Below are 15,408 nucleotides of genomic sequence, written 5' to 3'. Positions count from 1 at the left end.
AGGGGCAATAAAGAACGTCATGCTGAGCTTGTCGTAGCATCTCTTTTGCATCACTAACTTCCAACGTTTGAGGTTAGTAGCACGGTAGAGATGCTTCGACAAGCTCAGCATGACGTTCTTTATTGCCCAGTACCCATTACCCATTCAAAAAACTGTGCTGATTCGTAATAAGCTGATGCTGCGCTTTACGCTGGTGGTGCTGGCGATTCAGGTCAGCTTTTCGGCGTTCATTTATTATTTCAACGTCAGCACGCGGGCGCAGCGCTTTGAGCACCGGCTGGGCACCAGCGCTACGCTGGCGGCGCGGCTGCTTATCCGGCCCGGCAAGCTCGAAACCGGGCAACTGGGCACCCTGCGCCGTCGCGATTTGCTGACGCTGGCGAATGAGCAAATCAGTATTTATGGGCCGGGCGGCGAGCTGCGCTACAGCAGCGCCGACGACTTTGACCAAGCGCCGTACCGCGCCCGGCTGGCGGCGCTGGGGCCGGGGCAGCAGGTAGCATTCGGGCTGGGCGGGCGGCGCGAGGCGGTGGGCCTGGGCTACGACCACGCGGGCGCGCCCTACCGCATTTTTGTGTCGGCCGACGACCAGCTGGGCTGGGCGCGGCTGCACCAGCTGGGGCTGCTGCTGCTGCTGGGCAACGTGGGTGCGCTGGCGCTCACCATTTTGGCCGGCTGGTACTTTGCGGGGGCGGCGCTGGCGCCGGTGGCGCGCATTGGCCGGCAGGCGGGGCGCATTTCGGCCACCAACCTGGGTAGGCGGCTGCCCGAGGGCAACGGGCGCGACGAGCTGGCCCAGCTGGCGCGCGCCTTCAACGGCATGCTGGCCGGGCTGGAGCAGGCCTTTGAGGCCCAGAAGAGCTTTCTCAGCCACGCCTCGCACGAGCTGCGCACGCCCCTCACTACCCTCACCGGCACCCTCGAAACGGCCCTGGCCTACGATGCTACCCTGCCCGCCGCCCGCGAGAGCCTGGCCCACTCGCTCGACGCCGCCCGCCACCTGCAGAGCCTCACCACCAGCCTGTTGGCGCTGGCTAGGGCCGATGGCACCCTACCCCCCTTTACGCCGGTGCGCCTCGATGAGTGCCTGAGCCAGGCCCTCGAATATGCCCGCGCCAAGTATCCCGGCCGTGAGCTGCGCCTAGCCTTCGGCACGCTGCCCGACGCGGCGGCCGACACCGACGTATTTATGGTGCCCGGCAATGCCGAGCTGCTCACCACGGCCCTGCTCAACCTGCTCGACAATGCCGGTAAGTACTCAACTGGGCCGGTGCTGGCCGAGCTGGGCTACGACGGCCCCACCGTGCTGCAAGTGCGCGTCATCGACCGGGGCCGCGGCCTCAGCCCCGACGAGCTGGGCCACATCTACGAGCCGCTGTACCGGGCGCCCGGCGCCCTGGGCCGCCCCGGCTACGGCCTGGGCCTACCCCTCACCCAACGCATCGTGCAGCGCCACGGCGGCCGGCTGGCCCTGGCCTCGGCAGAGGGGGTAGGGACCACGGCAACGGTATGGTTACCGGCCGCGGCGTAGTGTGAAGTTTCCACTTCGTGCGCGAGCGGCGCGAGCATGGTCGGGCGCGCCGCTCGGTTCCGCCTGCTCGCGCCGCCCGCGCACGAAGTGGAAACTTCACACTACTATTTTCACTGGATTTTCATCTTTTTTAATACGGTTCTCACACCGTTTTAATGTCAGATTGAGTACTTTGTAAGTAGTTGAACCATGCTACTTACCTATGTCTCCCAAACCACGCTCCTTAAATTTTCTGGCCTTGCTGCTGGGCGGGGCGCTGGTGTTATCATTGGTATTCAATGGTTTCCTGCTTTATTCGCGGCCGGCTGTGGCCGGTGACTTCGACGACTTGCAGGAAACCGAAGCCGACCTGCGCATGACGCAGAAGCTGCTGGCCCACTGCCAGGCCGACCACCAGCGCCAGGACAGCCTGCTGGCCCTGCGCCCTCCGGCGTCGGCCGCCCTGCCCACCGCCGCCGTACCTTCCCAATAGCCGGCCGAGGCCTTTTCCATTGCTCATTTCTCTACCCATGCACACCGTTTTTAGTCGCTCTTTTTTCTCGTTCGCGCTGCTGGCCACCACGGCGGGCCTGCTCGGCGGCTGCTCGGCCAAGGCCGAGAAGGACACCGCCGAGGCCCCGGCCGAAGTGCCCGTCGTGACCCTCAAAAACTCGGAGCAGGAGTTGTTTCACGACTACGTGGCCGATATTCAGGCGGTGCGCAACGTGGAGGTGCGGGCGCAGGTCAACGGCTTTCTGGAACACATTTTTGTGGATGAGGGCCGGCCCGTGAAGAAGGGCCAGCCGCTGTTCCGCCTCAATGCCAGCGCGTTTAAGAACACGCGCAACCAGGCCGAAGCCTCCGTGGCCAGCGCCCAGGCCCAGGCTGCCTCGGCCCGCGTAGAGCGCGAGCGCGTGCGCCTGCTGGTGGGCAAAAACGTGATTGCCAAGAGCGAGCTGGAACTGGCCAACAGCAAGGTGAAGGACGCCGAGGCCCGCGTGGCCGACGCCCGCACCGGGGTAGCCGCTGCCCAGCTCAACATCGGCTACACGCTGGTGCGCGCGCCGTTTGATGGCGTAATTGACCGCATTCCGCTCAAGGTGGGCAGCATCGTGGAGAAGGGCACGCTGCTCACGACGGTGTCTGACTTACACGCGGTGTACGCCTACTTCAACGTGGCGGAGGCCAACTACATGGCCTACGTGAAGGCCCGCCAGCAGCACCCCGAGCGCCACCCTGATTCGGTGCAGCTCACGCTGGCCGACGGCTCGCGCTACGCCATGGGCGGCCTCATCGAAACCACCGAGAGCGAGTTTAATCCAAACACGGGCTCGCTGGCCTTCCGGGCGCGCTTCCCCAACCCGCAGCGCATGCTCAAGCACGGCGCCTCGGGCAAGGTGCGCCTCACCTCTACCCTCCCCGATGCGCTGCTGGTGCCCCAGCGGGCGGTGTTTGAGCTGCAGGATAAAAACTACGTGTACGTAGTCGACAAAACCAACACTATTCACCCACGCAGCTTCATACCGCAGACGCGCCTCGGCGACTTCTACGTGGTGCAGAGCGGCCTGAAACCCGGCGAGCGCGTGGTGTACGAGGGCGCGCCCGAGCTGCACGACGGCCAGAAAATCCAGGGTCGGACGGTGCAGATGGATTCGCTGCTGGCGAAGAATGGGGAGTGACGGGCCGTTTGTCATTGCGAGCGCAACGAAGTGAAGCGCGGCAATCTTTCCTTGGTCGTTCGCTTCGTTGAATTAGTACCCCTAACGTGAAGGAAAGATTGCCGCGCTCCACTTCGTTGCGCTCGCAATGACAACGTGCTCATTGTTAATTGCTCATTGCTAATTACTTACCATGTTCGACATTTTCATTCGCCGGCCGATTCTGTCGCTGGTTATTTCCGTGTTTCTGGTGCTGCTGGGTGGGCTGGCGTTGTTTACGCTGCCCATCACGCAGTTCCCCGACATCGTACCGCCTTCGGTGACGGTGACGGCCAAGTACACGGGTGCCAACGCGGAGGTGTGCGCCAAGGCGGTGGCTACCCCCCTGGAACGGGCCATCAATGGCGTGCCGGGCATGACATATATGTCGTCGGTGAGTAGCAACAACGGCATTACTATTATCACGGTGTTTTTTGAGGTGGGCACCGACCCGGACCTGGCGTCGGTGGGCGTGCAGAACCGCGTGACGACCATCCTGGACGAATTGCCGGAGGAGGTCATCAAGGCTGGCGTGACGACGGAGAAGGAGGTAAACTCGATGCTGCTGTACCTCAACATTACCAGCGATGATAAGTCGGTGGGCGAGAAGTTTATCTACAACTTCGCCGACATTAATGTATTGCAGGAGCTGAAGCGAATCAATGGGGTAGGCTTTGCTGAAATCATGGGCTCGCGCGAGTATTCGATGCGGATATGGCTGAAGCCTGACCGCATGGCGGCCTACGACGTGGGCACGGAAGACGTGGTGGAGGCCATTCGGGCCCAGAACGTGGAGGCCGCGCCCGGCAAGTCGGGCGAAAGCTCGGGCACTACCCAGGCCCAGCCGCTGCAATACGTGCTGCGCTACACGGGCAAGCTGTTTGAGCCCGAGCAGTACCGCAACATCGTGCTGCGCTCGAACCCCGACGGCTCGGTGCTGCGCCTCAAGGCGGTGGCCGACGTGGAGTTTGGCTCGCTCACCTACGGCATGTCGTCGAAGACCGACGGGCGGCCCTCGGCGGCCATCATGCTCAAGCAGCGCCCCGGCTCCAACGCCAGCGACGTGATTGCCAACGTAAAAAAGCGCATGGCCGAATTGCAGGGCACCAGCTTCCCGCCCGGCATGAAGTACAGCATCGCCTACGATGTGTCGCGCTTCCTGGACGCCAGTATTCACGAAGTACTGCGCACGCTGCTGGAGGCATTTATCCTGGTGTTTATCGTGGTGTACCTGTTTTTGCAGGATTTCCGCTCCACGCTTATTCCGGCGCTGGCCGTGCCGGTGGCGCTTATCAGCACGCTGTTTTTTATGCAGCTGCTGGGCTTTTCGATTAACCTGCTCACGCTCTTTGCGCTGGTGCTGGCCATTGGTATTGTGGTCGACAACGCCATCGTGGTGGTGGAGGCCGTGCACGCCAAGATGGAAGAGAAGCACATGAGCGCCCGCGCTGCCACCTTCGAGGCCATGCACGACATCAGCAGCTCGCTGATTGCCATCACGTTGGTGATGTCGGCGGTGTTCATTCCGGTGTCGTTCATGAGCGGGCCGGTGGGCGTGTTCTACCGGCAGTTTTCGCTCACGCTAGCCATCGCTATCGTCATTTCAGGCATTAATGCCGTGACGCTGACGCCCGCGCTGTGCGCCATCTTCCTGAAGACCCACGAGGGCGAGCGCACCGGCCTGATGGGCCGGTTTTTCAAGGGTTTCAATACCCGGTACGACGCGATAGCCGGCCGCTACCAGGGCTTCCTGACGGCCGTGGCCGGGCGGCGGCTGGTGACCATCGGCGGGCTGTTGTTTTTCTTCGTTGCCACCTGGGGCATCAGCCGGATTTTGCCCTCGGGCTTCATCCCGACCGAGGACCAGGGCATGGTGTACGTGAACGTGACTACCCCCCCCGGTGCCACTGTAGAGCGCACCGAGGAGGTGCTGAACCAGGTGCAGCGCATTGCCGAAAAGCTCAAGCCCGTGGAGTCGATTTCGACCCTGGCCGGCTACAGCTTGGTGAACGACGCAGCCGGCTCCAGCTACGGCATGGGCATGATTAACCTCAAGAGCTGGGACGAGCGCGAGCAGTCGGTGCCCGATTTCATCAAGGAATTGGAGGAAAGGACCAAGGGTATCAGCGACGCCGATATTCAGTTCCTACCCCCCCCGGCGGTGCCGGGCTTCGGCAACAGCAGCGGCTTCGAGCTGCGCGTGCTCGACCAGTCGGGCCGCGGCGACCTGCAAAAGACGGCGGCCGTGGCGAAGACGTTTTTGGCCACGCTGCGCAAGTCGCCGGCCATTGGTGAGGCTTTCACGGGCTTTAACCCAAATTATCCGCAGTACCTCATCCACGTGGACCAGGACGTGGCCGCCAAGGAAGGCGTGACCGTGGACCGCGCCATGAGCACCCTGCAAACGCTGATGGGCAGCTACTACGCCTCCAACTTCATCCGCTTCGGGCAGATGTACAAAGTGATGGTGCAGGCCGGCCCCGAGTACCGCGGCCGGCCCGACGACCTGCTGGCGCTGCACGTGAAAAACAACCGCGGCGAGATGGTGCCGTTCTCGACGTTCATCCGCCTGGAGCGCGTGTACGGCCCCGACCAGCTGACGCGCTACAACATGTACACCTCGGCCATGGTGAACGGCGACGCCGCCGCCGGCCACAGCTCGGGCGAGGCCATCAAGGCCATTGAGGAAGTGGCGGCCAAGGTGCTGCCGCGCGGCTACTCATTTGAGTGGAGCGGCATGACGCGCGAGCAGATTTTGAGTGGCGACCAGGCGCTGTACGTGTTCGGCATCGTGCTGATATTTGTGTACCTGCTGCTGGCCGCGCAGTACGAAAGCCTGCTCCTACCCCTGCCCGTGCTGCTGAGCCTGCCCACCGGCATCTTTGGCGCCTTCTTGAGCCTCAAGCTGTTGGGCCTCGAAAACAACATCTACGCCCAGGTGGCGCTGGTGATGCTCATCGGCCTGCTGGGCAAAAACGCCATCCTGGTCATTGAGTTTGCGGAGCAGCGCCGCCGCGCCGGCGCTACGGTGCTGGAAGCCGCAGTGCAGGGCGCCGTGTCGCGCCTGCGCCCCATCCTGATGACCTCCTTCGCCTTCATCGCGGGCCTAATTCCGCTGGTGCTGGCCGACGGCGCGGGCGCCCTAGGCAATCGCTCCATCGGCACGGCGGCAGCGGGCGGCATGCTCATCGGCACCCTGTTTGGCATGCTGCTCATTCCGGGCTTGTACGTGCTGTTTGCCAGCTTCGAGAAGGTGAAAAACCTCGACTCAAACGAGGACGAGCCCGATGCTACGCCGGTGGTGGCCGAGCCGGAGTTGGTGGCGCATTAGTGCAGCCCCACCGCCGGCCCCTCACCCCCAGAACGACAATCCAACCTATGCGCTTTCTTCCCGCCTTACTTATTCTGCTCCTGGCCGCTGGCTGCCGGGTGGCCGCGCCCAGCGGCCCCGTTACCAGCCCTACCTCCCCGCAAACCTTCGCCCCCACCCAAACCGACACGCTGAGCGCGGGCCTGCTGCCGTGGCGGCAGTTTTTCCGCGATTCGGCGCTGGTGGGGCTGCTCGACACGGCCATGCGGCAAAACCTGGATGTGCGCATTGCGGTGCAGCGCGTGGAGGTGTACCAGGCGCAGTACCTGGCCCGGCGCGGGGCGCTGTTCCCGACCGTGTCGGCCGGGGGCACCACGGGGCTCGACCACTACGGCCTCTACACGATGACAGGCGTCGGCAACTTCGACACCAACTTGTCGCAGAATATCGACGGGGGCCAGCGCGTGCCCACCGGCCTCACGCCCGACTACTTTGCCGGCCTGCGCAGCTCCTGGGAAATCGACATCTGGGGCAAATTGCGGAGCCGCCGCCGGGCCGCCTACCTGCGCGTGCTGAGCTCGGAGCAGGGCCGCAACCTGGTCATTACTAACCTGGTGGCCGACGTAGCCCGCGCCTACTACGAGCTACAAGCCCTTGATAGCCAGCTTGCTACTCTGGAGCGCAACGCCAAGCTGCAGGAAGAGGGCCTGCGCCTGATTCGCATTCAGAAGCAGGCCGGGCGCGTGACCGAGCTGGCCGTGCAGCAGTTTGCCGCCCAGGCCCTGCGCACCGAAAGCCTGGCCTTCGAAACCCGCCAGCGCATCACCGAAACCGAAACCAACATCAACCAGTTGCTGGGCCGCTACCCGCAAACCATTCGGCGCACCCCCCTGCGCCCCACGCAGGAGCTACCCGCCAATATTATGGTAGGCGTGCCCGCCACCGCGCTGCTGCGCCGCCCCGATGTGCGCCAGGCCGAGCTGGAGCTGCGCGCCACCCACGCCGATGTGGATGCCGCCCGCGCCGCCTTCCTGCCCTCGCTCACGCTCACGCCCTATGTGGGTCTCAACTCATTCAGCGCCAGCCAGTTTTTTAACCCTAGCTCGGTGGTGTACGGGGTGCTGGTGGGCCTCACCGGCCCCATCCTCAACCGCGCGCAGGTGCGGGCCGACTACCGCCAGGCCGTGGCTGGCAGCTACCAGGGCTACTACCGCTACCAGCAGGCGCTGCAAGCCGGCTTCCGCGAGGTAGTAGTGGGCCTGCGCGGCCTCGAAAACTACCGCGCCGCCGCCGACCTGCGCGCCCGCGAGGTAGCCCAGCTGCGCAGCGCCGTGGCCACCGCCAACGAGCTGTTCGTGGCCGGCTACGCGTCTTACCTGGAAGTAATTACCGCCCAACGCAGCGTGCTCGACGCCGAGCTGAACCTGGCCACCGCCCGCCAGGCCCAGCTGCTGCAAAGCGTGAATTTGTACCGCGCCCTCGGCGGCGGCTGGCGGTAATTATCTGAACCGCGGATTTATCGGATTCGTCGGATTTATCGGATTTCGTTGACGATTAATTTCGGCCAGTATACACACTAAAAAGGCTGCTCTCCGAGCATCCTTTTTCAGCTTTAAATTAAGCCTACTGAATTGACGAAAGCGAATCGTCAACAAAATCCGATTAATCCGACGAATCCGATAAATCCGCGGTTCAGACAATTACTTCCTGGTCGTGTCGGCCGCCGGAGCCGGGGTAGGTGCCGCCGCCTTCTTCCTACCCCCAAACAAGCTGTTCAAGCCGGCACCGATGGCTTGCTTGGCCTTCTCCTGGGCTTCCAGCTTCTTCTTTTGAATTTCGAGGTTGAGCTGCTCCTGGGTATTTTGCTGGGTAACGGCGGTGGCTTTCTGGGTGCTGTCGGTTTTCGCCTTGTTCTTGTTGGCGAGGCCCAGCAGAGCGTCGGTGAGCTTGGTTTTCACCACGTTGGTCACGATGGCTTTGCCCTGGTCCTTGAGGCTGCCGCTGGTCAGCTTCACGCTGGGGCTGGTCATGGTGCCGCCGATGTTGAGACCCAGCGTCACGCGGTCGGTACCCTGGATATTCGATACGCCCGTGAGCTGCGTGAGCTTGCTGCTCACAGCGTTGCCGAGCTTGCCGGTGGGCGCGTTGATGGCCGCCGCGTAGCTCAGCAGGCCGGCCAGGCTGTTAGTGCCGCCGAGCGTCATTTTCACGTCGCCCACCGTGATGTCGAAGGGCTTTATCACCAGCTTGCCGTCCACAATCTGGGCATCGACAATCTTGTTGACTACGCTCAGATTTTTCAGTTCGGGTAGGGTAGTGAGGCTGGCAATCTGGGAGAGCACCGGCGACTGCAACACGCTGGCTTTCACGATGTCAAACAAGCCTTTACCGCTCAGCGAGGCCAGCTTGGGCAGCATGTCCTGGCCCATCTCGCCGTTCACGCTGAAGTTGGTGTTGAACACGCCCTGCACCGCGGCGGCCAGCGGCACCAGCGCCTTCACCGAGTTGAACGACGCGAAGGCTTTCTGAAAATCGAGGTTCTTGATGTTCAGCCCCAGGTCAAACTTGGGGTGCGCCAAATCCTGGGTGTTGTAGCTGCCGGTAGTGCCGAAGGTAGCGCCCAGCGTATTGAAGGTCAAATCTTTGAGCGTCGCCACCTCGTTTTTCACCGTCACGGTGCCGCTGGCGTTGTTCAGCTTCAGGTTGTCGTAGGTCACATTATCCACCTTGCTGTTCAGCACTAGGTCGAAGAACTTCGGAATCGGCACTACCCCGTCGGCTTTGGTGGGCGCTTTCTGCACGGCGCCGGGGGTAGGCTTTTCGCTCACCGGGTCCACCATAAACTCGTTCACGTTGAAGTTGTGCGAGGTCACGTTCATGGTGCCGCGCAGCGGCTGGCCGGGCGTGAAGAGGTAGCCCAGGTAGTTGCTCACCGTGCCGTTGGCCGCAAAGTCGGAGCTGCCGACCGTGCCGTTGAGGCTCTGAATTACAATCTGGTTGTTGTTGAACGTGCCGGCCGCGCTGCTGATGTTCACGCCCTGCGGCAGGTCTTTGCTCTTGTAGGTCACGTTTTTAGCCTGCACCGTGCCGCTGGCTTTCACGTTCTGGTAGCGGCCGGCGTCCACGTCGGCCATATTGCCGGCGGCGGCGATGTTGCCGCTCACGCGGCCCGTCACGGTCATGCCCTGCAGCGGGAAAATCTTGGTGATTTTGGTGAGGTCCACCGTGCCCTTCACGTTGGCGTCAAACACCGGTGAGTTGATGTTGTGCGCCGCCAGGCGGCCGTCGAGCGGCTCGCCCTCCAGCATCATGTGAAACTGCGGCAGGTTAACGTAAGTATCATTCACCTGACCAGTCGAGTTTACCACCGTACCGCTCAGGTTAATATCCTCAATCGGGGCCGGAAACTTATCCGACTTCACGTAGCCGTTGGTCATCTTGATGGCGGCGTTCACCACCGGCATCTGGGTTTTCGAGTAAGTGCCTTTGCCCGTGGCATCCACGAAAAGCTGGCCGCGCATGTTGAGGCCGGCCACCGGGTACACTTTCAGCGCCTCGGCCAGGTTCACGTTGGCTTTCACGCGGCCATCCACCTTCATGGGCTCCAGGCCGTCGATGGTCACGTTGCCGTCCACGGGATTAGTGCCCAGGTCGAGGTGAAACTTCGACACGTTGACTTTCACGTTGTTGGTGAAGCCCGAAGGGTTGTCCACCACCATCGCCACGTTGATATTTTTGGCTTCCTGCGGCAGCTGCGGATACTTGAAGCGACCGTTGGTCACGGTCAGGTTCACGCCGTAGCCGGGCATGCGCAGCTTGTTCTGCACGCCCTTGTAGTAGCCGCTGAAGGCCACCTGCCCGCTCGCCTGCACATCCTTAAACTCCTTGTTGAACACGCCCGGCACCAGGCTCAGAATATTCTTGAAGTCAGTTTGCAGCGCCTTAAAGGTGATGTCGTAGGTGATGTCCGTGGCATTGGGCAGCCCGATGGCGCCCGCGAAGCTGAACGGAAAGTCGTTGAGCTTCACCTGGTTTTCCTTGAAGGTGTAGAGGTTTTTGTTCAAATCCATGGCCATGGCCACGTCGGCGTTCACCTGCTTATTGGTCAGGTAATCGATGCCGTTGTAGTTGGCCGTGAGCTTGTCGATGGTCGTGTTAGAGGTTAGGTCAAATACATTCTTCGCAAAGTCGCCCTTGCCGGTGTGGTTCAGGCCACGCGCGTCCATGCTGAACGGGATGCTGCGGTCGTCGTAGCGCAGGCGGCCGTTGTTGATTTTCCAGCCCTGAATAGCCAGGTTCACCGAGCTGGTATCCTGGCCTTTAGAGGCGGCGGCCGAGTCCGAAATCATAATATCCCAGTTGGCGCGCCCGCTCTTGAGCACCTTCACGGCGATGTCGGGCTGGTCGAGGGTCACGCTTTTCACGTCAATCTGCTGGCCTTTGATGACGCTCATCAAATCGAGTCCCACCTTCAAATCGGGCAGGTAGGCCAGCGTGTCGCGGCTGAATGAGTCGAGGCCAATCACGCGCAAATTTTTGATATCCAGCCCTAAATCGGGAAACGTGCTGAGCAGCGTCACGTCAATGTCGGCGGGGTTGTACTGCACCTTGGCCCGCACGCGCTGGGCAATCTGCTTATCGGCCAGCGCCCGCAGCTTGTCTTTAAATAAAAACGGCGCGGCCACCAGGCCCACTACCAGCAGCACCACAAACACCAGAAAACCAAGGAGAATCTTGCGCATCAGAAGAGGTAATTAAATAACGTCGGGCGAAAATAGCGCCCGCCGGGGCCGGCAAGGGCCTATCTATACTTTAACGCGAAAATGAAGCCGACTGCACCCGGCCACCGCATTTTTTCTGCCAACCCAGGCAATTTCCCCCTAAAAAAAGCCCCGCGGCCGGGCGGCCACGGGGCTTTCGATTCCGAGATGGGGGTAGGGAGGTTAGCAAACCCAAGTTGCAGACGAGCTTGCTGCGGGGGGAAGTTTCAGCTGGAGGGGCCGCCTGGCCGGTCCGCCGGCGTGAGCCGGCTGACCGGTTATCGTTGACAGATGCGGCCCACGCAACAACAACCGGTCGGCCGGCTCGCGCCGGCGGACCGGGGAGCATGCCTCGCAACTTGGGTTAGCAACTAAACCTGTTTTAAGGGCGCTACTTGCCCGCGTGCTGCTCCAAATATTGGTAGCGCGCCCGCGTCTGGTCGGGCTCGGCCTGGGTGGTCACGTCGAGGCGCATCACCTGGCCATTTTGCTGGCTGGCGGCGGGCCACTGGGGTAGGCCGGGGCCGTTGGGGTTGCCGGTTTTGATGAAGTTGGCGAAGTAGCCCTGCATTACTTTCGACACCTGATAATCGTCTGGCGTCCATGCAAATACCTTGTTGGTGGGCAGGTTGCCGAGGGCGTACTCAATCTCGGCCGAGTGCACGGCGCCCTTGGCGGGCGGGGCGGGGGTAGGGGCTCCCGTGCCCTTGCTGACGCCGCCGGCCAGGTTGGCGGTGGCGTTGCCCATTTCGGGCGTCATGGCCGGGCGCGGGCGGGCGTAGAGGTAACGGTACACGGGCTGGCCGCCGGTCTGGAGCTGGGCATCGGCCAGCTTCCAGGTGCTATAGGCGATGAAGCGGTCGCCGGCCAGGTCGGTGGCGGCCTGCTCGGCCTGCGCATCGGTAGTGGCGGGATAGAGACGCTGAATATCAGCCGCCTGCTCGCCGTAGAGCTTCTGCACGGCGGCGGTGTAACTGGCCACCGTGGGCGCGGCCGGGCCCAACAGCGCCTGGTAGGCCATCTCCTGCGAGTTCCAGCCCACCAGCAGCGGCACGTGCGCCTGCTGGCCGGCGGCAAAAATCTCGGCCGGCGAGCGGGGTAGGAAATACCCATCCACGATGGGCGAGAAGCGCGGCGCGCCCTGCTTGCCGGTGGCTTCGAGCACCTGCTGGGCTGGCAGCGCCCGCAGGGCAGCCAGCGAGGTGGCGCCCAGGCTGGTAGCAAACCCTACCCCAGTCTGCTCGCCCTGCGCCAGGGTGGGCAGCGGCTGCAAGCCCAGCAGCGAGCCGCTTTCGGCAATGGCGCCTACTATCAGGTTTTTAGAAGCCGGAGCCGCCAGCTGGGCGCTCACCGACCACGAGCCGGCCGACTCGCCTGCAATGGTAATGTGCTGCGGGTCGCCGCCAAAGGCCGCGATGTTGGCCCGCACCCACTGCATAGCCGCCTGCTGGTCGAGCAGGCCATAGTTGCCCGAGGCGTGGTGCGCCGATTCCTTGGTCAACTCGGGGTGGGCCATAAAACCGAACACGCCCAGGCGGTAGTTCACAGTCACGGTCACGATGCCCTTCTGGGCCAGCGCCTCGCCGTCGTAGCGCGGCTCCGAGCCATCGCCAGCCACGAAGCCGCCGCCATAGAAATACACCAGCACCGGCCGCTTTTCCTGGGCCGCTTTGGCGCCGGTCCACACGTTCAGGTACAGGCAGTCCTCACTCACGCCATTCGAGCGAAAGTTCATGTCGCCAAACAGCGGCAGCTGCATGGCGCGGGGCCCAAACTGCGTGGCGGGCCGCACGTTGGTCCATTTAGCGGCGGGCTGCGGGGCCTGCCAACGGCGCGTGCCCAACGGCGGCGCCGCGTACGGAATACCCTTAAACTCGTGGATGCCGCTCGGGGCGGTGGCGCCGGCCAGCTGGCCGCCGGCCACCTGCACTTGGTTGTGAGCCAGGTCGGGAGTAGGCTTTTGGGCCACGGCCGCGATGGTCAGAAAAAGGGTGGGTAGGAAAAGAAGCGATTTCATAGCGAAAAGTAGCGCGAAGTTTCCACTTCATACGCAAGCGCAGCGAGCATCGCCGTTGGCGCCGTGCGGTTCCGCCTGCTCGCTGCGCTTGCGTACAAAGTGGAAACTTCGCGCTACACGCAAAAAGCCCCGCTGCCAGCTGGGCAACGGGGCTTTCTTAAAAAAGCTGTCAGCTAGTAGCTCAAAAACTACAGCAGCTCGGTGCTGCGCTTCACGAAGGCCGTGAGCGCCTCTCCCTTCAGCATACCCTGCGTGAGCAGCGCTAGGTCGAAGGCCTGCTTGGCGATAGTGACGCCGCCATCGGCGAGCACTTTCTGCACCAGTGGGCTGTTGGCGTTCACCGTCACGTCAAACGAGTCGGGCATCGAGCCGAACATCTGCATGCCGCCGCCGCCGCCGGTGCGCTGCATGTCCTTCATGCGGCGCATAAACTCGTTTTGGGTGATGACCACCGGCGCATCCTGCGGCGAGAGGGCCGCCACTTTCACGTGCATGGCGGGGTTGCTAATGGCCCCAGTGAATACCTCTTCGAGCTTCTTCTGGTCGTCCTCGCTCAACACGCTGGCCGGGGCTTCCTCCTTCTCGATGAGCTGGCTGGCCGTGGCCGAGTCCACGCGCTTGAACGTGGTTTTTTCCAATTTCTGCTCCAGTTGGCCGATGAAGTGTGGGTCGAGCACCTGGTCCAGGTCCAGCACGTCGTAGCCGCGCTCCTGAGCGGCCGCCACGAAGCCGTGCTGGCGCTCGGCGTCTGTGGTGTAGAGCACCACCGTGTTGCCGTCCTTATCCTGCTGGTTGGCTTGGATGTGCTCGGTGTATTCGGTGAGCGTGTACAGCTTGCCTTCTACGCTTTTCAGCAGCACGAAGTCCTTGGCGCGCTCGTAGAACTTGTCGTCCGAGAGCATGCCGTACTTCACAAACATCCCAATGTCAGTCCATTTCTCCTCGTAGCCAGCGCGGTCCTTGCGGAAGAGCTCGGCCAGCTTGTCGGCCACCTTGCGGGTGATGTAGGTGTTGATTTTGCGCACGTTGGCGTCGGCTTGCAGGAAGCTACGCGACACGTTCAGCGGGATGTCGGGCGAGTCAATCACACCGTGCAGCAGCATCAAGAACTCGGGCACTACGTCCTTCACCTCATCGGTGATAAACACCTGGCGCGAGTAGAGCTGAATCTTGTTACGCGAGAATTGCAGCTCGTCCTTCACCTTGGGGAAGTACAAAATACCCGTCAGGTTAAACGGATAGTCCACGTTCAGGTGAATCCAGAACAGGGGCTCGTTCATGCTCATCGGATACAGCTCCTGGTAGAACTTCTTGTAGTCCTCGTCGGTGAGGTCGGCGGGCTGCTTGGTCCAGATGGGGGTAGTGTCGTTCACGAGCTGGCCCTCAAACTCAATCGGCACCGGCAAAAACTTGCAGTACTTGGTGAGGATGGTGCGCAGGCGGGCTTCCTCCAGAAACTCGTCCGAGTCGTCGGCCACGTGCAGCACCACGTCGGTGCCGCGCTCGGCCTTTTCGTGCTCGCCGGTCGGCTCGTCAATGGTGTATTGGGTGCTGCCGTCGCAGGTCCAATGCGCCGTGAGCGTATCTTCTTTATACGACTTCGACCAGATTTCCACTTCCTTCGACACCATAAAGGCCGAGTAGAAGCCCAGGCCGAACTGGCCGATTATCTGGTCCTTGGCCTGCGCATCCGTCTCCTTGTACTTCTCCACAAACTCGGTGGCCCCGGAGAAGGCAATCTGGTTGATGTACTTCTTAATCTCGTCGGCCGTCATACCCAGGCCGTGGTCCGACACCGTGATTTTGCGGGTTTCCTTGTCAACCGTCACGCGCACTTTCAACTCGCCCAACTCGCCCCTGAATTCGCCCTGGCGGGCTAGGCTTTGCAGCTTCTGGGTGGCATCGACGGCGTTGCTGACCAGCTCGCGCAGGAAAATCTCGTGGTCAGAATACAAGAACTTCTTGATGATGGGGAAGATGTTCTCGGTATGGATGGAAATAGAGCCGGTTTCAGACATGAGAATAGCAAAAGGATTGAAAACAATAAAAGGCTGACTAACAGGCAGCGCCTGCGAGTCAGCCTCTTCTTTCAAAGGCTATTCCAAGGGGTAGGG

The 15,408-nt window shown here is 62.1% G+C and carries 8 protein-coding genes; 5 read left to right on the top strand and 3 right to left on the bottom strand.

Annotated elements, in window-relative coordinates; translation table 11 throughout:
- Positions 1-154 precede the first annotated feature (154 nt).
- From E4631_RS07640 to E4631_RS07620, 5 genes are all read left to right on the top strand, one after another.
- A complete protein-coding gene (locus tag E4631_RS07640; protein ID WP_166648236.1) occupies positions 155-1,531 on the top strand; it encodes an ATP-binding protein in 1,377 nt (458 codons plus the stop codon).
- Between the two features lie 202 nt (positions 1,532-1,733).
- Complete coding sequence (locus E4631_RS07635; RefSeq protein WP_133659520.1) at positions 1,734-2,003, top strand: hypothetical protein; 270 nt, start codon at positions 1,734-1,736, stop codon at positions 2,001-2,003.
- Positions 2,004-2,040: 37 nt separating this feature from the next.
- Complete coding sequence (locus E4631_RS07630; RefSeq protein ID WP_133659519.1) at positions 2,041-3,189, top strand: efflux RND transporter periplasmic adaptor subunit; 1,149 nt, start codon at positions 2,041-2,043, stop codon at positions 3,187-3,189.
- Positions 3,190-3,361: 172 nt separating this feature from the next.
- Positions 3,362-6,538 (top strand): efflux RND transporter permease subunit, encoded by a 3,177-nt coding sequence (locus E4631_RS07625; RefSeq protein ID WP_133659518.1) that lies wholly within the window; start codon positions 3,362-3,364, stop codon positions 6,536-6,538.
- A 47-nt stretch (positions 6,539-6,585) separates the two neighbouring features.
- A complete protein-coding gene (locus tag E4631_RS07620) occupies positions 6,586-8,016 on the top strand; it encodes a TolC family protein (RefSeq protein WP_133659517.1) in 1,431 nt (476 codons plus the stop codon).
- Between the two features lie 201 nt (positions 8,017-8,217).
- Here E4631_RS07620 and E4631_RS07615 read toward each other — a convergent pair whose 3' ends face one another.
- The 3 genes from E4631_RS07615 to htpG form a co-directional block, all read right to left on the bottom strand.
- A complete protein-coding gene (locus tag E4631_RS07615; RefSeq protein ID WP_133659516.1) occupies positions 8,218-11,259 on the bottom strand; it encodes an AsmA-like C-terminal region-containing protein in 3,042 nt (1,013 codons plus the stop codon).
- 409 nt (positions 11,260-11,668) lie between these two features.
- A complete protein-coding gene (locus E4631_RS07610) occupies positions 11,669-13,294 on the bottom strand; it encodes a carboxylesterase/lipase family protein (RefSeq protein ID WP_133659515.1) in 1,626 nt (541 codons plus the stop codon).
- A 188-nt stretch (positions 13,295-13,482) separates the two neighbouring features.
- Positions 13,483-15,312, bottom strand: coding sequence for a molecular chaperone HtpG (gene htpG, locus E4631_RS07605; RefSeq protein WP_133659514.1), 1,830 nt, complete (start codon positions 15,310-15,312; stop codon positions 13,483-13,485).
- Positions 15,313-15,408 lie beyond the last annotated feature (96 nt).

The organism is Hymenobacter sp. UV11, from assembly GCF_004684095.1.
GTDB lineage: Bacteria > Bacteroidota > Bacteroidia > Cytophagales > Hymenobacteraceae > Hymenobacter.
This window is presented reverse-complemented; position numbering and strand designations above follow the sequence as displayed.